Origin of the sequence: Microbacterium sp. NPDC056234, from assembly GCF_042267585.1 — a bacterium.
Classification (GTDB): Bacteria; Actinomycetota; Actinomycetes; order Actinomycetales; family Microbacteriaceae; genus Microbacterium.
Map to the genome: position 1 here is coordinate 533,812 of NZ_JBHJTE010000003.1, position 20,708 is coordinate 554,519.

Consider the following 20,708-nt stretch of genomic DNA (forward strand, 5'->3'; position numbering starts at 1 on the left):
CAGAATGGAAGCCGGAGGTGCATCGATGAGCGATCTGACAGACCTGACGACGGGTGCCATGCACATCGGCGGCGCGCTGACGAGTCCGGTCCACCTGCCGCACGCGGCGGCCGAGTGCCCGAAGTGCTTCACCGAGCTGCAGCAGAACCACGACTGGTGGCACGCCCGCCCGAGCGGATCACGACTGGTCGGACTGGTCGTCGCACGCGACGGCATGCCGTCAGTGGTGACGCAGCGCGATGAGCTGACGCGCTTCGGCGTCCCGATCGAGGGCTTCCGGCATCCGGCGCCCGACATCCTGGAGAGCTGGAGCGATCGCCTGACGCGTTTCATCTCGACGCTCAACAAGGGCGACGTCCTCGTGGTCGCGAACGTCCACGCACTGGGCCGCGACCGCGACGAGGAGAGCCGCACCGTGGCGGACCTGCGTCAGCGCGGCATCATCGTGAAGGTGCTCAGCCAGGATTCCCGGCACCTCGCGGACGCGATGCGCTGACCGCGCTCTCAGTCGCCGTCGGGGTCCGGCTGGTTCCGCAGCGACTCATCGTCGAGCAACGGCAGGTCGGCGCGGGTCACGACCTGAGAGGTCACGGCGTACTCGACCAGGCGTGCGCGGCGGTTGGTCGCCAGCTTGCCCGGCCCACCGCGAAGACCCTGCACTCCCATGCGGTCGAGCTTGTCGCACACGTTGTCGAGCTTGCGGTTGAACTTGCTGATCGTCCAGCCCAGGCGCTTGGCGGCGGCGCTCGATGACGGGAGTTCGTTCATGCTGACACCCTCCCGCCGCAGCATCGGCTCGGCGAGCGAGAGAATGAGTTGCTTCTGGAGCGGCGTGAAGCGGGCGGGCATCACGGTCGTCTCCCCGCTCATCGTCGCCTCGACCTGACGAGAGACCTCGTATGGCGCCTGCTCGGTGTGCAGGTTGAGTTCGTAGGTCACCGGTCCTGCGGTGAACACGATCACGCTGCGCTCGAAGACGAGCGGCATCCGTGCGCCGGGCGAGAGCCAGGACTGGACCGCGCCGCCCGCACTCGACACGGTGGCCGCCAGGCGGACGCCGATGTTCGCGAGCCACCACAGTCCGTGACGGTACTGGAGCTCGAGGAAGTGCCGATGCAGGTAGGGGTTGTCGTCGATGTCGAGGTCGCCCTCGCGCCCGATGATGAAGGAGCGCTCCGCGGGGATGTCATGCCACTCGCCGGCGAACTCCAGACGCAGTGGAACCGGCTGCCGGTCCTCCGTGGACCGGTCGAGCGGATCGGTCTCCGGCGCAGATGTCGATTCAGTCACGTGAGCCCCCTCGGCGTCCATCCTGCCATGGGGCGGTGCTCAGGCGAACTGGGGGCGCAGTTCCTCGCGGATCGTGTCGCCCCTCGTCAGTCGAGCTGAAGGAACTCGCGGAACTCCGCGAGACCCTCGGGCGGGTTGAGCGGCGCGTTCCAGGCGGCGATCTGCTCCTCGGAGACATCGGCGTCAAGCGGCAGGAACACCCTCTTCGCGTCCGGCCACCGGTCGAAGAATCCGTCGGCGACCGACTGAGCCATGGCATTCGAGATGGCGTTCCAGACGGCTGTCCGGAACGCGTCGAGCTCCCGGGAGCCCGCCTGGCTGCCGTCGGGTGAAGTGATGAGCTGCTTCGCTCGTTCCGCCTCGGCGCGCACCGGCTCGAGCGGATCTTCGGCATCGACCTGCGTCACGTCCATGTCCCACTCACCGAGGTGCCAGCGGGAATCGATGGCGTACTCGGGCTCCTCCGCAATCATGCGGTCGAGGTTCTCGCGGGAGTTCGCGAAGGCGACGATCGATGTGGAGTCCGCGTCTGTCGCGATGCCGACGCCGACGATGTCTTCGGCGGGCAGACGGCTGGTCACGGCGAGGAGCGCCTGCTCGATCGCCTTCCCGATGCTGTCGCTGAAATCCTTGGCCCACGACTCGAGTTCGAAACTCATGCCACCACCCTACTGTCCCGGTGCTGTTCGATCACGGCTTCCCTCCGAACAGTTCACGGCCGGCGAGCCGCAGCGCCTCTGCGACGGCTTCGCTCCCCTGACCGTCCGCTTCCTGCAGGCGCTTCAGTACCTCGCGGACGTTCGCGATCGTGTGCTGGCCGGCGACGTTCGGCGCCCAGATCAGGTTCTCCGAACCCGTGTACCAATTGATTCCGTGCTTGTCGAGGATCGCCTTCGCGTCCGCGAGCACCTCCTGCTGGCGCCGGCCGACACCCTTCTTGAACACGATGTGATGGCCGTGCGCCGCGTCCATGTCGGGCGGCGGCGGACCGTGATGGCCCGTCGTGACCCTGTGCCAGTCCGGTTCGCTGGCGTTGCCGGCTTCGACCCGCGCCTGATGCTGGCTCGCCGGGGAGGGCAGCGGCGGCGAGTCGCCGTCGGAGCCGTTGTTCGGGTTGTTCGGGGTGCGCGGCGGGGTTCCGCTCCCATCAGAGCCGTCGCCGTCGTACCTGTCGACCTCGTCGACCCCGTCGCGATCCTCGCGCTTCTTGTGCCGCAGGCCCCGGATCACGTCGGAGGCCGGCGCCATCCTGACGTTGAGATCGCCGAGCTCCCTCGCCATGGGCCTGAACAGCTCATCACCGATGTCTCGCCCCATCGTCAACCCTCCCCCGTGATGTTCAGCCCGCCCAGATCCGATCCGAGCTGAGCCAGCAGAGTCTCGATGTCCGCGGCCTGGAGGTCCAGGTCTTCCTCCGCCTGCTCCAGAGCCTGCACGTCCGCGTAGAACTCATCGGTGTCACCGGCGACGGCTTCGACCACCGGCGCGTCGAGCGCCGCCATGATCAGTGCCGGCAGTTCCTGCGCGAGCGGCTCCACCACCAGCGGCAGCACCTGTGCCAGGGCCTCCTCGACGGCGATGTCCACCGCGGCGTTCAGCAGCTTCTTCTTGATGATCAGCATCGGGCCGGCTCCGACCGCGGTGATCGGATTCGTCAGCATCCCGACCAGGGTGATCATCGTCAGCGTCACATCCGCGATGACCTTGACCTTGAGCCCGGTGACGATGGTCGCGCCGATCTCCATCCCGGTCGGGACCGGGCCGAGGACGTCGAGGATCTTCTGCAGGTTCTGCGACCGGTTCGTGTTCCACGCCGCGACGAAGGCCGGGCCGGCCTGGCCGCGCATGGCCGCGGCCAAGTCACCGTTCACCTTGCGATCGACGGCCTGCAGCCGGCCCTCGAACTCGTCGGTGAAGACACGGATGATCTCGGCCCCGCGGCGGACCTCGTCCTCGTCCACATCAGGCCACTCGAAACCGAGCTTCTCCATCACCCAGATCAGCTCGTTCGGCAACATCATTCCCACGATCGCACCTCCTGGCGATGACCATACGGAAGGGATGCCGGAAGCACCATGGGCAGGACTCCCCATGCGCCGCGGGCGCAGCGCCTCACTCGCCGGGGACGTCGACCTCGACGCTCACGAAGCGGGAACCCGGGATCTGCGTGACCTTCACGGTCGCGTCGTCGAGCGATCCGGCCGGCAGTCCGAAGCGGGCGGCGATCTCGGCGTTGCTCATGCCCTCCAGCACGGCGGTCTCGCTCGCCGGCGCGAGGAACCGCGAATCCCCTTGGCCCGTTCTGCCGTACTTGTCCGGGTTGTCCTGCCCGATCGCATCCTCGTAGAGCTCTTCGACCGCCTGCTTCCCCGCCTTCTTCGGGATGCCCTTGGCCTCGTCCCAGACCTCTCCCGGTGTCTCGCGCACGGCCTGACCGACGGCACCGCCGAGATCCCGCGCAGGGTCGTAGTCGGGGTCGCGATGGCGCGGCGTCTTCCCTGAAAGCTGGTACTCCCGCCCGCGGGTGACGTCCTCGAGCACGTCGTACTTCTTGGCATGCGAGGTCGGCTTGTCCGCGCGGTGCTTCGGCACACGATCCGCGTTGCTGCGATCCACACCGCGGATGGCGTCCGCGTCCGCCCGATGCTTTCCGCCGCGTTTGCGGAATGCCCCGGAGAAGCCCTGCTTGAACTCGTGGCCCGCGCCGTCGACGGCATCCATGATGTCGCGCATGACCTTCTTCATCGACATGGGTCAGTCCCCCGAGATCTGCAGGTTGGCGAGGTCGGCGAGCAGGCGGTCGGTGAGATCTTCGACGTCCGCGGCGTGGGCGTCCATGTCCTCCGCAGCCTGGTCGAGCGCCTCGAGGTCGGCGAAGAACTCGTCCACGTCGCCGATGTTGTCCTCGACCACGGGAGAGTCCAGCAGCGCCATCGCGAGGCCGGGGACCTGGTCGACGAGCGGCTCGACCGCCAGGGGCAGGACCTCGCCGATGACCTTCTCGAGCGTCGCCTCCATGAGCATCGAGAACAGCTTCTTGCGGGCGAGGATCAGCAGAGCCGCACCGCCGGCACCGAAGGGACCGGCGGCCAGCAGCGGGACCAACTGGATGAGCGTGAGCGTGACCTCGGCGATCACCTTGACCTTCAGCGCGAGCACGATCTCGGCGGCCACGTCGATGCCGACGGCCGCGGGCCCCAGCACGTCGAGCAGCTGCTGCACGTTCTCGGAGCGGTTGCGGTTCCACGCCGTCACATGCGCCGCACCGGTCTGGCCGCGCATCGCGGCGGCGATCTCACCGTTGATGCGGCGGTCTGCGGTCTGGACGAGCGTCTCCATGTCGTCGCGATAGCCCCGCACGAGCACAGCGGCCTTGCGCACCTCATCCTCATCGATGTCGGGCCACTCCAGCCCCATCTTGTCCATGATCCAGATGAGTTCGTTCGGCAGCATCATTCCCACGGCGATCACCTCCGCGATCGACGCTAGCCAGGCGTGCGGGATGCCGCGATGGGGAGATCAACCCATGGACGTGCGGAGAATCCTCATTCGCGGGGCGGCTCGCCCGGCACGAAGTAGCGTGCCGGTGACAGGCCGGTGCGGATGATCGCATCGCCGCCGGCATCGAGGAACTGGTCCATCGTGGCGACACTGAGCGCACCGGACGGATCCGCGACGATCACGTTGTCCACCACGGGAAGCAGCGAGGCCGTGCCCTTCGGCCATGCCGCGAACGTCGTCGTCACACCGGTTTCGAGCACTCGGATCTTCGGATCGATGTAGCGCACGTCCGGACGCTGCAGCGCCGCCGTCTGCGCCTCGTACGCGCGAACGCTGAACAGCCGCAGCACCCGCTGGATCCGCATCTCCAGCGCAGGGAACTTCTCGAACCATCCGAACGGCGCCCACCCGTCGCTGGTCAGGACGATCGGATGCGCAGACACCAACGGCCCCTCCGCATCGAACAGCTCCTCCGCGAGGTCCAGCACCCGCCCGACCGCCGCTTCGTCATCCGCTCCGACGATCGCCAGCCGGTCGCGCGAAAGCGCGAACACCACCGGGTCACCCGCCAGCAACCCGGCCGGTTCCACCAGGACGGCCGCGGCGAGCGACTCGTCGGTGATGAGGATCACTCCGTCGACAGCATCCGGAAGCGTGCCGGCCGAGGCAACCGCTTCGGCGACGACGTCGCCGAACGGGCGGGACCACGCCTGCGCGTCGCCCTGCGTGACCGCAGCGCCGGTGCCGGCCGCGTTCAGGCCCACGAAGATCTCACCGCCGACGTACTCCACGCGAGGGTGCGCCTCGCCCGGCGCCGTGATCGACAGCACGCCGAGCTCGCTCGCCCCGTACACGCGAGCGGTCCCGCTCACTTCGACATTCCCGAACGCGCTCGTCACGATCCCTGACCCTCCGTCTTGTGCTCTGCCAGGCTACCGGCCGCGTCCGATTCGGCGAACGCAACGACGTCCGCCCATGACCACGACAGATCGAGTGCCGGCATCTTCTTGGCCGCAGTCGGCCGACGCGCCGAGACCCAACCCACCGGGACCACGTGCAGCGCGACCTTGCTCACCGGAGCGGGGAGCGGCTCACCGTAGACGGCGAGCACCGCAGCGAACCCGCCGAACGCCCACCAGTCGGCCCGCCTGACGCCCGTTCGGGCCAGCTCCTTCGCATACGGGTTCCGCGGCGACTCCGATCGGAGGTCGACACCGATCTGCATCCCCTGCCGGAACTCGCACGCGCTGCGAACACTCATCCACAGATCATGCGCCCTCCCGCGGAGCACGTCATCGGGGGCCGCCCTCCCGCCGTCGCGAACCGGCTCCCACGACAGAGGCACGATCCACGCCTCGCCCCGGGAGAGCACCGGAACGCCGTCGATCAACCAGTGATCCCGCCGTTCCGCCTGCTGCGTTCCGCCGAGCAGCCGCGTCTCGACGGCTTCGACGATGCCATCACCCGTGACGACCAACGTATCCCCGCTGAACGAGACCGCCGCACCGTCGCGCACGGCATCGCTCGTCAGCGCCGTAGGGAGGTCCACTTCATCCTTGTCGTCGCTCATCGATGCAACGTCAACCCCTGCGCTGTTCCTGGCCAGAGCCCGGGGTTGTAATCCCCTGGACGATCCGGAGTGCCGACCCCGGTCGCGGACTCCGGAACATCGATCACGGCCTCGGGCACGCCGGTCGGAAGATATCCGCCAGGAATCCAGTGCTCGTTCGCGCCGGACTCATTACCGGACGGGATGCGCAGATTGGTCAGTTCCTCAGGTGCGAAATGCCGGATCTCGACGGGTACCGGGTTGCCGTTGTCGTCGAAGAACCAGTCCGGATCCAAGCCGAGCTGCTCAGCGATCAGGTTGGCATCGCCGCCCGACTCATCGAGGATCCGCTGCAGGTCCGACGTCGGGAAGACGAACGTCGAGTGGTCCCGCTGCCCCGGACCGTGCGCGTGCAGACTGTCCGAGAAGTAGATGCGGCTCGCGCCATCGTCGAAACGTGCCAGGTGCTGCTGGATGTAATCCTCGTCGAGGTACTCGTTGGGGTGAGGTGCGTCCCCCTTCCAACTCACAACAGCGTCCGGAGTCCAGTCCGTATCGGTCCTCCACCCGTCCTGCAGCGGGTGCGTGACGTCGGCGGAGTCCAGGTTCTGGACCTCGCTCGTGTTCCGCTTCGAAGCGGCGCCGTGCTTGCGGAACATCTCGGCCAGTTGCTTGATGTGCACGGGCATGTCGTCCAGCGATCGCAGCAGAGGCCGGATCGCGTCATCACCGAATTTGCCCATGTCAGTCTCCCGCGATGTTCAGGCCGGACAGATCGGCCATCAGCCGGTCCGTCAGCGATTCGACGTCCGAGGCGTGCTGCTCCATCTCGCCCTCGGCCTGCTCCAGCGCCTGCAGGTCCGCGTAGAACTCGTCCGGATCGCCCGCGACGGCCTCGACGATGGGCGAATCCAGCGCCGCCATGATCATGCCGGGGAGCTGCTCCGCCAACGGTTCGATCGCCATCGGCAGCAGCTGGTTCAGCAGCTGCTCGATCGCGATATCGACCACCGCATTGAGCAGCTTCTTCTTGATCAGCACCATCGGACCCGCACCGACCGCGGTGATCGGGTTCGTCAGCATGCCCACCAGCGCGATCATCGTGGTCGTCACGTCGACGATGACCTTCATCTTCAGCGCGAACACGGCGTCCGCCGCGATGTCCATCGCCGACGGCACCGGTCCGAGCAGATCGATCAGCCCCTGCAGGTTCTGGGAGCGGTTCGCGTTCCAGGCGCCGACGTACGCCGGCCCGGCCTGCCCGCGCATGGCGGTCGCGAGATCGCCATTGACCTTGCGATCCATAACCTGGATCTTCGTCTCCAGCTCGTCGCGGAAGACGCCGACGATCCCCGCGCCACGGCGCAGTTCGTCCTCATCGATATCCGGCCACTCGAAACCGAGCTTCTCCATCACCCAGATGAGCTCATTCGGCAACATCATTCCCATACGGCGCAAACCTCCTCGAGAACTCTACGGGCAGGGAACGAACCGTCGCGATGGGGAGAACAACCCATGTTCAGAACACGCGCGCGTCGTGTCCGAACTGCGCTGCCAGTTCGACGATTGCCTCGGCATCCGACGCCGTGACGACGACGAGAGGGAAGGCATCCGAGTCCTCTTCGAGGAACACGACGCGCAGGTCGTGCGGTGCGAGAAGCAGATCGGCCGCGGCGATCGCGCCCGGCAGTTCGTCGATGTCGGCGACCGACCCGAGGTCGACGGACGTGCGGAACACCCGCGGCAATCCGGCCAGGGCGTCCGAGAGTTCGGCGCCGAGATCCTGAGTCTCGAGATACGCGAGCGCGCCCGCGTCGTCCAGCCCGTCGATGACCGCGAGCCAGGGGTCGCCATCCGGATCCGCCGCGGCAGTCTTCACCGAAGCGAGCAGCTCGGAGTCGTCGTCGAGCAGCCCGCAGAAGCGCGCCCAGTCCTGCACGGAGCCGCTCCGTGCAGTGCCGCTCACGGGACGGCCGCCCACTGCACAGCGCCGTACGTCAGCGGCGCGGCGACGCCGTTGCGGGGCGTCACGCCGGTCACGTCCTTGTCGACGATCGTGACCCGCGGGTTCGCCGCGATGGGAAGGGCGACGGCCGCACGGACGATCGAGGCCTCGATCAGGGCGAGCACCTCTCGCGCCTCGTACACGTCGGTGGTCTGCGCGAGCTCGGTGATCAGAGCATCCCGATCCGCATCCGCATGGCCGGTGACGGATGCCGAGCCACCGCTGCCCCACTGCACGGCGATCTGCTCCGGCGTCTGCGGGATCGGCACGCGGGTTATCACAGCATCCCACCGGCCCTGCGCCAGCGCAGCTTCGAAGTCGTCGCTGCCGCAGTCCACCGCGTTCCATCCGGATTCCGCCGCCGAGTCCCGCAATGCCGCGAAGGCCCCGATGGCGAACTCGCTGCGCCGATCGTAGAGCACGCAGACCGGGGCGCCCTCCGGGACGCCGGAGATCTGGCGCTGCAGTGCCGGGTCGTCACCGGGTGTGCCCAGCAGCTGCGCGAACCCGGAGTCCTCGTTCACGATGTCGTACGCCCGCGAACCGGGCGGCGCCACCATCGAGGTGCTGGCGGTGTAGGCCGACGCCCACTCCCCCGCACCGCGATCGACCATCGGGCGCACCGGCACCGCATGGATGAACGCGATGCGCGCCTGCGACTGCGCGAAGACACCTGAAGGCTTGAGCAGCAGACTCCAGAGGGTGCCGTCGTGCGTCGTCGTGACCGCGAAGTCCTTGCGTTCCAGGTCGTGGATGGGCGCCCGGTTCGACGACGTCGGTGCGACCTGCGCGACGTCGAGCACCTGGCCGATCGCTCCGACCGGGTCATCCCCCGGCGGCACGAGATGGACGCGGGAGATCTGCGGCGTCATCAGCCCGCGGTACGCCGTGTTGGGCACGAGCGTCACGCTCTGACCTGCCTCTTCAGCGACGATCTCGTCGAGCATGAACGGACCGCTCGAAACCAGCATCTCCGCCGGAAGATCCGCCGGGTCCGCGAGCTCGAAACCGGTGTGCCATACCTCAGCGATCTTCTGCAGCGCTGCGGTGTCCGCCTCTCGGATCGCACGGATCACCGCCTGTTTCGCCTCCATCGCGTCGTCGACGCCGAAGGCCTTCTGTCCGATGACGTGCGCAGGGACCGGCACCGGAACGGCCTGCTGCCAGTCGACCTCCGGCTGCGCGAAGGTCACCTCGATCGTGCGAGCGAACTCGTCGACGACCGGAGCCTCTTCGACGAGTTGCGGCTCGACGGGAGCCTCGGCGTCCTCTTCCTGCTTCGGGAAGTAGCCGGATGCCCCGGCCCAGCCGAGCATCAGATCCGCCGCGTCGAGCGGAATGCCGTCCGACCAGGACGGCTCGGCGAGGTCGTAGCGGACCGTGAACGGGTCGTCGCTGACGATGCTGGCCGTGCCGAACCCCTCGTCCGGGACGAAGGCGCCGTCGATCACGTCGCCGAAACCGGCGCGGATCATCTCGGCGATATCCACGTTGCTCGCGGTGGGCGATGCGACCGCGTTCGTCGATGTCAGCTCGCCTGTCCACCCCACCGTGATCTCGGAGCCGGGCACCACGGTCTCAGGGAGAGCAGGCGCGCACGCCGCCAGGCCTGCTGCGAGCAGCACGACGAACGATGCCGCGATGCCGCGGTGCGCCCTCATGAACTCGCCGTCACACGTAGTCGGTGCCGTCGTCAGCCTCGGCAGCCATCTCGCGGTACGGCTCGCTCTCTTCGCTCGCCAGCCATGCGCGGGCATGCTCCAGCAGGACGGCCGGAGACTCCTCGGCTTCCTGCGCCGAGCCGAACGGCCCGAGGGTGTCCTCCGACGGACGCTCGTCCGCGCGCACGACCGTCTGGGTGCTCAGGTTGTACCAGTAGGGCTGTGAACCGCTCATCAGCACTCTCCTCCGCTCGTCTTGGTGATTCTATGCGAAGAGGCCGTGGCGCCTGTCCCCCCGAACAGGCTCCACGACCTCTGAGAACGCGTCGGTTCAGCCGCCGGCGAGCTCTGCATCCTTGTCGCGGATCGAGTCCGCCATGCGGTCGAGAGCGTCGGCCATGTCGTTGACAGCCTCGGCTGCGTCGTCCAGCGACGACGTGAGCTCGTTGTAAGCGGTCGAGTACGCGTCGGACGCGTTCTCGGTCTTGAACCCGTCCTGCACGAGGTCATCGATGACAGCCTGCAGCTCCTTCAGCGTGTCGGTGACGGTGCTGCGTCCGTCGCGGAGGCGCGAAGCAGCGCTCTCCATCTCGCTGTATGTTGCACCAAAGTCATGTCCGGCCATGAGAACCGCCTCCCAGCGTTTGTCGTCTTCAGGCCGTTTCGGCCTCTTACGACGAGGTTAGCCAACGATGCTCGCCCGGCAAACGGGGAGAAGTACCCATGTCACCTCTGCCCATCGGGTCGACGAGAGGTCGGCATATCCGCCACGAAGGGGATCTGCATCGTCACCGCACGACCGGCCTGCACGAAGATGCCGCGTCCGATCGGGAAGTCGCTGCGCTTGACGCGCCCGAACGGCAGTTTGAAGAGCGACTCGCCGTCATACGTGTCCGGCTTGAGCACGATGCCCTGGCGGCCGGTCTTCCACTCGCCGAGGACGCCGATGCTTCCGCTCGCGCGCGTGATCTCCGCCTCGCCGACCAGGAGGTGGTCGCTGTTGTTCATCGCCTGCAGCAGCGCGCGCATCGGACGATCGGCCGGGCCGTCTGCGAGGTGAGGAATCTCCTCGATCACGATCATGATCCGCTGACGCTGCGCGTCGCTCACGACGAGCTCCGCCAGTTCGGTGGCCAGGTCCTTCGCGTCCTCGGCCTTCGTTGCGCTGCGCACCCACGGACGGAAGTCCTTGAGCTCGGCCCTGCGACTGCCGAAGTGGTACAGCTGCACGTTCGGATCGAAGCGCTCCATCGCGACGATGAGGGCCTTGAGCGTGTTCGTCTTGCCCGATTCGGGCGGGCCGGACACCACGAAGGACCCGATCGGCTCGAAACCCCGAGGCGCGAGCGTGTCGTCCGCGACGCCGAACACCGGCAGCCGGTCGACCTGGGCCGGCATGTCGGCCACCGGAACCATGGTCGGAAGCGCCCCGATCTCCGGCAGGTCGCGGACGCCCTGCTCGCGCAGGCGGTCGCCGAGCGCCGCGAGTGCTTTGGTCTGCTCGACCGCGTTGGACGTACCGCCCAGCACGGCGATCTGCGCCTCGTGTCCGTCGATGACCGCGCGCCCCGGCGCCGACTGCTCGTCGAGCACATCGCGCGGAACGCCGAGCAGCATGTACTGGCTCGGGTCTCCCATGCGCAGCACGACGCGGCGGGAGATGTTGGATGCCACGGCGCTGGGAACGGCGTTGCCGCGGTCTGCGGTCATCACGACGTGCAGCCCCAGCATCCGACCCTCGCCGAGGATGCGCATGAAGATGCGGTAGAACGGCCCGCGGCCGGGCGCCATCTCCCAGTCCTTCTTGAACTCCGGGTAGTTGTCGATGAGCAGCACGATGCGCGGCATGTTCGGGTCGGCGAGCTCGCGGTACTCCTGCACGGAGCCGGCGCTGGCGGTCGCGAACGCCGCCGAACGGCGATCCATCTCCCGATCGAGCGTGCGCAGCAGTCGCTGGATGCGCTCGGCATCCGCCCCGTCGACGACCGAGCCGACGTGCGGAAGTGCGGAGAGCGCGGAGAGCGCGCCGGAGGCGAAGTCGAGGCAGTACACCTGCGCACGGCCCAGGTCGGGTCGCATGCCCGCCGCAGTGCCGATGGTCTTGAGCAGCGTCGACTTGCCCGAACCCGAGGTTCCGTAGATGACCAGTGAGCCGTCGCGGTCCGGCGAGAACACCGCCGGTTGCTGCAGCTGCTTCTCCGGAACGTCGACGAGCGCGATCGGGATGCGCGTGTCGCCGTCATTGGGCAGATCGCTCAGATCGACGAGCGGCGGCAGATCGTCGAGCCACGGACGACGCGGTCGCGGCAGGCCGGCGGTCTCGCTCGCGCGGATCAGCGTCGAGACGATGCGCTTCTGGTCGTTCGGTCCGAGGTCCTCCTCGTGCACGTCCGACTCGGCGAGCCCGTCCGCCTCCCACTCGCCGGTGGCGCCGAAGCGCAGCTCGGAGACCCGCACCTCGGCGACGGCGCCGTCGTCGTCGGTGGTCCAGCCACCCGCGTAGGCGGACTGGAACGGCACGAGTCGCCCTGGGCCGGTCTTGGCGATCGCGCGACCCGGGATCGCCGGTGAGAAGCTCGCCGCGATGGGGTCGTCCACGACGTCGCGCGAATCGGCCTCGTCGGCCATGCGCAGCGCGATCCGCAGGTTGGTGTTGGCCCGCAGGTTGTCCTTGATGACACCGGCAGGTCGCTGGGTGGCCATGATCAGATGGATGCCGAGAGAGCGCCCTCGCTGAGCGATGTCCACGACGCCGTCGACGAAGTCCGGCATCTCGGACGCCAGCGCGGCGAACTCGTCGATCACGAGCACGAGCGCCGGAGGCGTCTCCGGATCCTGACGCTTCTCGAGTTCGAGGAGGTCCTTCGCCTTCTTGCGGTTGAGCAGATGCTCGCGGTGCTGCAGCTCGGCGCGGAGGCTCGTCAGGGCGCGCCGCACCAGGTGCGGGCTCAGGTCCGTCACGAGTCCGACGCAGTGCGGCAGTTCGACGCAGTCCGCGAACGCGGATCCGCCCTTGTAGTCGACGAACAGGAAGGTGACACGATCGGGGCTGTGCGCCGCGGCCATTCCGAGCACCCAGGCCTGCAGGAACTCGGATTTACCGGCACCGGTCGTTCCGCCCACGAGGGCGTGCGGCCCGTGCGTTCGGAGGTCGAGGGCCATGGCGTCGCTCGGGCCCTGCCCGATGATCGCCCGCAGCGTGCCGGACTTCTTCATCCGCGGTCTCGGATTCGCAGAGCGGTCGAGGATCGTGTTGTTCTGCCGCCAGCGCTCGATCACGACCCGCGGATCCTCTGCGATCGCCGGGTCGACGAGCTGGAGGAACATCACCGCCGTCGGGATATCGGACGAATCGTGCACCACCGTGCTCGCGTCGACCACCGGCGCGAGGCGCCGGGCGAGCATGTGCATGTAGGCGTTCGAGACGCCCTCCACACGGACGTGCTCGAAGTTCTCGCCGTTGCGGACAAGGCCGACGTGGGCGTCCTCGAGTCCCGTCGTGACGTCGATGTAGCTGCGGCACACCGCCGGCAGGGACTCGACGGTCGGTGACACGAACACCGCGTGCACGCCATGGTCGGCGCCGCGTTCGAGCACATCCGTGAGGCGACCGCGGTCGACAGGGGCGTCACCGGTCACGAAGACGATGACAGACACCCGCGGCGTGCTCTTGTGCTCGCCGGCCGCCCGCGACACGTCGGTGCCGTACAGGAGGGGATTCCAATCCTCTTTGAAGGGGCCGCGCGGCTCGCCTGCGCCCTCGGCCGCCGCGGCACGGGCGACGTACTCCTCCAGCGTGCTCAGCAATGCGGCTCCGGTGGGCGCGGAGTCGGCGAGCGCCACATCCCGGAACGGACTGCGCTCGCTGGAGGTGTGCGGCATCCATTTGAGCCAGTCCAGCTCCGGCGTCCACGACGAATCGCTGAAGGCGACCGCGACGACGTCGTTCGGGGCGTGCATGCCGAAGATCTGCACCGCGATCCCGCGCATCGTGTCGGCGACAGGTCCCTGCGGGCCGGCGATGCCGATCGAGCCCGCGTCGGCGAGCGCCTCGTAGACGGGCACGTCGTCGACGTACCGGTATCGCTCGCGCAGCCCGTCGATGCGGTCGATGAATTCGGGAAGGCCGTCCGGTGCGTCGGCTTCGTCGATGCTGTTGCGCGCCGGAAGCCGACAGGCGCCCAGCCGCAGGCCCAGGAAGTTCCAGTGCTCCGGCCGCCTCGTCCACAGCAGCGGTCCGAGTCGCATGGCGTGGTCGAACACCTCGGCCACCGGTGGAGCTTCGGCGTTGCGGGCCAGCTCCTCTTCAGGTTTGCCGCGGAAGAAGTCCTCTTCGAGCTGCTCGTACTGCCGCTCGAACAGGACGAATTCGTGGTTGGTGCTCTTCTTGCTCTGCACCGACTGATTGATGATGTTGCCGAGCGCCATCAGCGGCGTCATGACGACCATCAGCAGCGAACGGGGATTCTCGTTCAACGCGTACAACGCCAATCCCATCAGGATCGGCGCGACCAGGATCGGCCACGGGAACATCTTGCCGATCTTCTCGGTGGGAAGACGCGGCGGCTTGAACTTCGTGCCGGGGTAGCGCACCTCGACGCGCGGACTGCGGTTGAACAGCAGCCCGCCGCCGCGCTCGATGACCGGATCCTCGGCTGCTGAGCCGTCGAACGATCGCGCGAGGCGCAGCACGAGCGTGGTGCCGCCGATCACGAACGGCTCGCCCTCCTCGACCCGCACGCGCTGCACGGCGACGCCGTCCACCAGCACGCCGTTCGCGGAGTTCAGGTCGACGACCTCGATGTGCGCACCGACCTCGAGCCGGGCGTGCCGCTTGGACACCATCGGATCCGACAGCACCACGTCGTTGTCGGCGTCACGTCCGACGAACACGTGACCGGAGCTGATCGGGAACTCCTGGCCGGTCAGCGCTCCGGAGATCGCGACCAGCACGCCCGCGCTTTCGCGTCGGTTCGCCGCGGCGAAGTCGGGGCCGTAGTTGATGATGGAGGCCGCGAACCCCGAACCGACGGGCGCTTCGCCGATCGGCACATCCGGCTGCAGCGGCACCAGGCGCTCACCCGTGGGCGGAGCGACGGCCAGCGTGAGCACATCCCCCTCGGAGACCGGGGTCGACCGTGTCGGGTCCGCCGCGGCGACGTGACGCGCCACGTCTCCGGCCGTGGCTGTGGAGTCCGTGGTGATCACGATGTCGACGGGGTCGCCGGCAGGGCGGTGCAGGGTCAGCTTGAGCCTCATGCGTGTTCCTCGATCCCGCTGGGCTCGCCAGCGCGCTTCTGTTCGCTCACCGTCACACCCGCACCACGGCGGCCACGCGGTCGCCCAGCCGGATCATGTCGCCGTCCGTCGTCACAACCGGCACCCCTGCCGCGACGGCGTACTCGATGCCGGCCCTGACCAGTCCCGATCCGTTCGTGGAGCGGCAGTCGACGATCTCGAGCCCGCCGTCCACTGGTCGCACCAGCAGGTGCGTCTTCGAGAGAGATCGACTGTCGTCCTTCAGGGCGATCGGTCGGGCACCGGGGTGGTCGCCCGCATCGGGGTTGCGCCCGAGCAGGACGGGTTCGGACACCAGGATGCTCTCGCCGGTGTCCAGCCGCAGCCCGAAGCGCGCCGCGGGCATGCGCTGCGGCGCCGGCGCGGGCTGCGCCCGCTCATCGGGCTGAGCGGCCTGGGGGGTCGGCTGAGCGGCCGGAGCCGGTCGCTGCGCCTGCGGGGGCGTCGGCTGCGGAGCGGACAGTGGCGCGGGGCTCGGCCGCGGCGCCGGGCTCGGCTGCGGCGCGGGGCTCGGCTGCGGCATCCCGATCGGCGGGCTCACCGGAGCGGGCGAGGCCGGAGCGGGCGAAGGCGGCGCGGCAGGGGCGGGCAGGGCAGGCGATGTCGACGGCGCTGATGCCGAGTCGCTGTCCGTCTTGCGATACCCGCCGAGCACCGGCTTGCCGGTCTCGACCGGGGCGGATTCCGCAGGCGGGGTCGCGAGCGACAGACCGACTTCGGGGCGCTCATTCGCCGCGTGCGGACGGGCGACGCCCAGCACGCCGGCACTGATCCGGTTACCCGGTCGGTACGCGGACTGCGTCCCCTGGGTGGCATGAGTAGCGAGCGACGGGAGCGCGGAACGTCCCTTCGTCGGCTCCGCCTTGACCATCTTGCGCGCCACGCGCATGCGCTTCTCGTCGTACGGGTTCAGCCCGCGACGCGCGTCTACGAGCCAGACGCCGGTCGCTTTGTCGTGCAGGCCACGGCCTCGGCGCTCAGGGTCGAACGTCGGCGAGCTGAGCAGCAGCGCCGGCCCCACCACCGGCACGAGTCCCGATGCGGCGAAGATCACGAAGCGCAGCAGCACGGGTCCGACGCCCGGCCGCTCGAGCGTCCGCACGTTGACGCTCCGGATGCCCGCGATCGCCTTGCCGATCGTCCGGCCCTTGCGGCCGTGCATGATCCATTGCACGACCAGGAAGACCAGGGTGAACAAGGTCGTCACGCCCGCCATGACCACTGCGATCACGAAGCTCGGATGATTGACGAATCCGTAGGGCGAGATCGCCCCGGTCGCCAGCTTGAGCAGCAGCGGGACCGCCCCGAGCCAGAGCGGCAGCTGCAGCAGCGTCCACAGCGCCATGTCGCAGACCAGAGCGAGGCTGCGGCGGCCGAACGGCGCACGAAGCAGGCCGAGCGCGGCGGCGTACTCGGGGTCCGGTCGGCCGACGGCGTCCAGCCCCTCGATCTTCGGCTTGTTGTCGTCGATCTCCCAGATCATGCCGTCGCGTTCCATCCCCTCATCGGATGCACCCCCGCACGGACGCGGATGCGCGCCCGTCCGCGCGGACCAGTGACACATCCACGCATGTCTCGCCCGTCGCCTGCGGCGCGAAGGTCACGGTCGGCTCGTTCGCCTTCTCAGGACTCGACTCACCGGACAGCACGACCTGCTCCCAGATGTAGTAGTCGCCCTCCTCCGGCTCCGGGTTGGTCCAGGTGAATGTGACCTGGCTGCCGCTGCGGGCTCCGGCGAGCTCTGTCACACGCGGGACGACCGAGGTCACGACCTCTTTCGGATCGACGACCTGTTCGGTCTCCTCCGGCTCGGGAGCAGCGTTCAACGTGTTCGCGACGAGGGAGATCCCCCCGATCGCGCCGGCGACGAGCACGAGACCCGCGACGACGGCGCCGATGATCAGCGCGGTCCTGCGACGCGGTTTCGGGTCGCCCTCCGTCGATGCGGCCTGCGGCGCGCCCGGCGCCCCGGCGGCCGCTTCCGGCGCCACCACACGCGGCGGACGCAGCAGGGTGCGGTCATCCGCAGACGCGGACGCCGCGGGGTGCGGTTCGATCGTCGCCGGTCCTCGCACGACGGTCGCGTCGGACGCGGATGCCGCAGCGGGCGAGTCGAAGACCGGCATCCCGGATGCCGCGGACGGTCCAGGGGCCCCGAGCGGACCAGGTGCGAACGGCTGCGTCAGCGCGGAGGGACGCGTGGACCCGGCATCCGGGTCGATGCTCACGACCTGACGGACGCGCGTCAGACCGTCGTCGTCATCCTCGATCTGCTCGACCGGGTGGTCGTCGACGATGTCGACGGGCGTCACGGAATGCGACAGCTCGATCTGCACCTTCTGCAGCGCACGCGCGAACGCAACCGCGCTGGGGTAGCGATCGGCGGTGTTCTTGGCCATCGCCCGCTCGAGGACGCGCTGCAGACTCGCCGGCGAATCCGGACGGCCCAGCGCCGGCAGCGGTGCGCGCTCGATGCGCTCGATCAGATCGGCGCTGGAATTGCGCTCGCCGGCGCGCTCGAAGGGCGAACGTCCGGCGAGCAGCGTGTAGAGCGTCGCACCGAGGGCCCAGACGTCCGAGCGCGTGTTGCTCTGCGGCGGATCGCCGAACGACTCCGGCGGAGACCACGGGATCGACATCCCGGTGGCCTCTGACATCGCGGCGGTCGTCGACGCGATGCCGAAGTCCGTCAGCGCCGGTCGGTTGTACTCCGTCACGAGGATGTTCGCCGGTTTGATGTCGCGGTGCAGCACGCCGGCACGATGGGCCGTTTCGACCGCACCGGCGACCTGGATGCCGACGCGCAGCGCCTCGGCGACAGAGAACGGCTCGCGACGCGCGCGCAGCTGCAGATTCGGCCGCGGGCAGTACTCCATGACGAGGTAGGGGCGTCCGTCGCCCGCGACGCCGGCCTGGTATATCGTGACGATCGCGGGATGCGTGGAGAGCATCGCCATGACGTTCGCCTCGTCGGTGAACTCCTGGACGGAGCCGCTCGCGATGCGGTCGGCGAGCAGCACCTTGACGGCGACGCGCCGCTTCGGCAGCTGCTGCTCGTACAGGTAGACGTCCGCGAAGCCACCGGTGCCCAGCGGCTCCAGATACGTGAAGCCCGGCAGCGCCGGTGGCGACGAGGGGGGTCGATTCACGGCAGGTCCTCGAAGGTCACGGTCACGCCGTCCCCCAGGTCGATCACGTCACCGCTCAGCACGAGCGTCTGCTCGCCGGGGTGCAGGCGCACCGGGTCCGCCCCCGAACGGAGCAGAGTCGAGCCGTTCGTGGTGTGCAGGTCGATCACCACGACGGTGTCGCCCTCCGGACGGATCTCGAGGTGGCTGCGGGAGATGTCCTGCTGAGGGCTCTCCACCGCGATCAGATGGGGCAGGCTCGCGCCGGATGCGCGCGGCGCCCGAGGCCGACGGCCGATCACGACGGTGCGGTCGAGTGCGACGACCTGTCCGGTGGACACCCGGATCCGCCCGCTGCCGACGGTCGGCAGCAACGCGGTCGGAGCCTCCGGCTCGAGCTGTGGCACCGGGGGGAGTTCGCCCCGGAGAGCACGAGCCTCGGCGACCGAGATCGTCGCGCCATCGTGGTCGCCCTCGACGGGCGCCGCCGGTGGCGCCGACGGAGCCGAGTGCACGGTGTCTCCGAACAGCTGCTGGAACTCGTCGAAGTCGGACCCGAGCGTCTGATCGGTCGGCACGAGCGTCTCGCCGCTGACGTCCTGGGACGACGCGGGCTCCGGTTCGGATGCGTCGGCGCCGGGCTCGGAGGCTTCGGGCTCGGAAACTTCGGGCTCGGACGCCGCGGCCTCGGCAGCGCCGGGCTCGGAAACCTCGGGCTCGGTGGCCGTGCCCTGTTCGGTCGGATCGACCGCTGTGCTCTGCGGCTCCGGCGCGACGGTCTCCTCCGCTGCGGTGCCGATGACGTCTTCGTTGCCGGCGTCGGCGTCGGCGTCGTCGTGCACCTCGTCGACGGACGGATCCGCTGGCACGGCGGCCTCGACATCCTCCGCAGCGATCGCGGCCGGCGGCGGCGGCGGCGCCTGCGCGACACCCGTGAATCCTGCGGCAGCACCGACCACGGCCGCTCGCTCGGCTGCGACCGCATCCGCCGGCGCCGCGCCGGCCTGCGCGTCTGCGGCGCCGTCCGTCGGCTCGATGTCCGCGGCCACCTCGGCGGCGCGCACGACACCGCCGACGACGGGGAGCGCCGGCGCGTCGGAGGCATCCTCGAGTCTCAGGACGACCCGAGAAGCGCCGGGGATGAAGCGCTCGCTCCAGGTCATGACATCGGCGCCCGACAGCGACTGCTCACCATCGGCGCCGGTGACGTCGACCGCGATGTCGCCTCGTACGGCGACGCGGGCGTTCGCACCCTCCATGACGACGGCCACGAACGGCGGCATGGCCGAGAAGGATCCGCCGACGCTGTCCGTGATCGCATCGACGACGGCGGCGAGCGTTCGTTCGGCGTTCAGCCGATCCCAGAGCGTCTCGACGAGCGTCTGCGGCGCATCCGACGGCAGAGCGACGAGCGCCCCGGAGGCGACCAGTGTGCTCCACTGGCCCGGTCGATAGATCGTGTGCATCATCGCATCCCTCCTGCGGCGGCTTCTCTCGGTCGCGTGTCCGCGTCGATGTCGTCGTCCGCCTGCAGCGGACGTCCCGGCTTGGACGCGACCAGCACCGCGTCAGCGACGACGACCGTCACGTTGTCGCGTCCGCCGGCACGGACGGCCTCATCCACGAGGACGTCTGCGGCCGTCTGGGGGTCCGGCTCGGTCATGAGGATCTCGCGGATGCGGACGTCGTCCAACTCGGAGGAGAGCCCGTCCGAGCAGATCAGCATCCGGTCCCCCAGCTCAGCCGGGAACATCCAGTAGTCCGCCTCACCCGTGCTGCCGGCACCGATCGCACGGGTGATGATGTTGCGCCGATGGTCGGTCGCGGCATCAGCGGCCGTCAGCTCGCCGGAGTCGATCAGTTCCTGGACGACCGAGTGGTCGACGCTGATCTGCTCGAGCTCGCCGGTAGCGAGACGGTAGGTGCGGGAATCGCCGATGTTCAGAGTGAGCCAGTAGCCCATCCCGTCGACCGAGGCGATCACGGCACCGCTCAGCGTCGTGCCCGCGCGGCCGTTTCCTGTCGTGGACAGCGCGTCGACGGCCGAGCGGGCGCGGCTGAGCGCGGTCCTGACGTCGTCGAGCGTGAGGTCGGGCCTGCCGACGAAACGGGAGAACTCCTCGACGACCGCCGCGCTCGCGCACTCACCGGCCTCGTGTCCGCCCATGCCGTCAGCCACGAGGAACACCGGAGTGCTCGCCAGCAGCGAGTCCTCGTTCAGGGGGCGCCGGTTGCCCGCGTGCGTCGCCGATCCGGTCGACACGATCATGGACGGG

The 20,708-nt window shown here is 68.9% G+C and carries 20 protein-coding genes; 1 reads left to right on the forward strand and 19 read right to left on the reverse strand.

The genetic code is table 11. The features are described 5' to 3' along the window. Positions 1-25: 25 nt before the first annotated feature. Entirely contained in the window at positions 26-496 is a 471-nt protein-coding gene (locus tag ACFCYE_RS11865) for a recombinase family protein (protein ID WP_376178945.1), read from the forward strand. A gap of 8 nt (positions 497-504) precedes the next feature. On the opposite strand, the gene ACFCYE_RS11870 is transcribed toward ACFCYE_RS11865, so the two are convergent. The 19 genes from ACFCYE_RS11870 to ACFCYE_RS11960 all read right to left on the reverse strand — a co-directional run bounded on the left by ACFCYE_RS11870 (position 505) and on the right by ACFCYE_RS11960 (position 20,701). Then, a complete protein-coding gene (locus ACFCYE_RS11870) occupies positions 505-1,218 on the reverse strand; it encodes a hypothetical protein (protein ID WP_376179001.1) in 714 nt (237 codons plus the stop codon). Between the two features lie 158 nt (positions 1,219-1,376). Beyond that, positions 1,377-1,949, reverse strand: coding sequence for a DUF4303 domain-containing protein (locus tag ACFCYE_RS11875; protein ID WP_376178946.1), 573 nt, complete (start codon positions 1,947-1,949; stop codon positions 1,377-1,379). A 31-nt stretch (positions 1,950-1,980) separates the two neighbouring features. Next, on the reverse strand, positions 1,981-2,607 hold the full coding sequence (locus ACFCYE_RS11880; RefSeq protein ID WP_376178948.1) for a hypothetical protein: 627 nt from the start codon (positions 2,605-2,607) through the stop codon (positions 1,981-1,983). 2 nt (positions 2,608-2,609) lie between these two features. After that, positions 2,610-3,311, reverse strand: a complete 702-nt coding sequence (locus tag ACFCYE_RS11885) for a hypothetical protein (protein WP_376179003.1) — start codon at positions 3,309-3,311, stop codon at positions 2,610-2,612. A 91-nt stretch (positions 3,312-3,402) separates the two neighbouring features. Continuing rightward, a complete protein-coding gene (locus tag ACFCYE_RS11890) occupies positions 3,403-4,041 on the reverse strand; it encodes a hypothetical protein (RefSeq protein ID WP_376178950.1) in 639 nt (212 codons plus the stop codon). A 3-nt stretch (positions 4,042-4,044) separates the two neighbouring features. Further along, positions 4,045-4,746, reverse strand: coding sequence for a hypothetical protein (locus tag ACFCYE_RS11895; RefSeq protein WP_376179005.1), 702 nt, complete (start codon positions 4,744-4,746; stop codon positions 4,045-4,047). A gap of 89 nt (positions 4,747-4,835) precedes the next feature. Next, on the reverse strand, positions 4,836-5,663 hold the full coding sequence (locus ACFCYE_RS11900; RefSeq protein ID WP_376178951.1) for a hypothetical protein: 828 nt from the start codon (positions 5,661-5,663) through the stop codon (positions 4,836-4,838). Positions 5,664-5,686: 23 nt separating this feature from the next. Then, positions 5,687-6,361: a hypothetical protein gene (locus tag ACFCYE_RS11905; protein ID WP_376178953.1), complete on the reverse strand. Its 675-nt coding sequence runs from the start codon at positions 6,359-6,361 to the stop codon at positions 5,687-5,689. Next, a complete protein-coding gene (locus ACFCYE_RS11910; RefSeq protein WP_376178955.1) occupies positions 6,358-7,083 on the reverse strand; it encodes a hypothetical protein in 726 nt (241 codons plus the stop codon). Before ACFCYE_RS11910 ends, ACFCYE_RS11905 begins: the two co-directional genes overlap by 4 nt. 1 nt (position 7,084) lies before the next feature. Next, positions 7,085-7,783 carry a hypothetical protein gene (locus ACFCYE_RS11915; RefSeq protein WP_376178956.1) on the reverse strand — a complete coding sequence of 233 codons (699 nt, stop codon included), beginning with the start codon at positions 7,781-7,783 and terminating at the stop codon, positions 7,085-7,087. Positions 7,784-7,859: 76 nt separating this feature from the next. Beyond that, a complete protein-coding gene (locus ACFCYE_RS11920) occupies positions 7,860-8,306 on the reverse strand; it encodes a hypothetical protein (protein WP_376178958.1) in 447 nt (148 codons plus the stop codon). Then, complete coding sequence (locus tag ACFCYE_RS11925) at positions 8,303-10,006, reverse strand: ABC transporter substrate-binding protein (RefSeq protein ID WP_376178960.1); 1,704 nt, start codon at positions 10,004-10,006, stop codon at positions 8,303-8,305. The genes ACFCYE_RS11920 and ACFCYE_RS11925 overlap by 4 nt, the downstream gene beginning before the upstream one ends. A gap of 10 nt (positions 10,007-10,016) precedes the next feature. Further along, on the reverse strand, positions 10,017-10,241 hold the full coding sequence (locus ACFCYE_RS11930) for a hypothetical protein (RefSeq protein ID WP_376178962.1): 225 nt from the start codon (positions 10,239-10,241) through the stop codon (positions 10,017-10,019). Positions 10,242-10,337: 96 nt separating this feature from the next. Further along, positions 10,338-10,631 carry a WXG100 family type VII secretion target gene (locus ACFCYE_RS11935; RefSeq protein ID WP_376178963.1) on the reverse strand — a complete coding sequence of 98 codons (294 nt, stop codon included), beginning with the start codon at positions 10,629-10,631 and terminating at the stop codon, positions 10,338-10,340. Positions 10,632-10,732: 101 nt separating this feature from the next. After that, positions 10,733-15,265 (reverse strand): FtsK/SpoIIIE domain-containing protein, encoded by a 4,533-nt coding sequence (locus ACFCYE_RS11940; protein WP_376178964.1) that lies wholly within the window; start codon positions 15,263-15,265, stop codon positions 10,733-10,735. 52 nt (positions 15,266-15,317) lie between these two features. Continuing rightward, positions 15,318-16,802, reverse strand: a complete 1,485-nt coding sequence (locus ACFCYE_RS11945) for an RDD family protein (RefSeq protein WP_376178966.1) — start codon at positions 16,800-16,802, stop codon at positions 15,318-15,320. Between the two features lie 4 nt (positions 16,803-16,806). Beyond that, positions 16,807-18,453 (reverse strand): serine/threonine-protein kinase, encoded by a 1,647-nt coding sequence (locus tag ACFCYE_RS11950; protein ID WP_376178968.1) that lies wholly within the window; start codon positions 18,451-18,453, stop codon positions 16,807-16,809. Continuing rightward, a complete protein-coding gene (locus ACFCYE_RS11955; protein ID WP_376178970.1) occupies positions 18,450-19,901 on the reverse strand; it encodes an FHA domain-containing protein in 1,452 nt (483 codons plus the stop codon). Before ACFCYE_RS11955 ends, ACFCYE_RS11950 begins: the two co-directional genes overlap by 4 nt. Further along, positions 19,898-20,701: a PP2C family protein-serine/threonine phosphatase gene (locus ACFCYE_RS11960; RefSeq protein WP_376178972.1), complete on the reverse strand. Its 804-nt coding sequence runs from the start codon at positions 20,699-20,701 to the stop codon at positions 19,898-19,900. Before ACFCYE_RS11960 ends, ACFCYE_RS11955 begins: the two co-directional genes overlap by 4 nt. Positions 20,702-20,708: the final 7 nt, after the last annotated feature.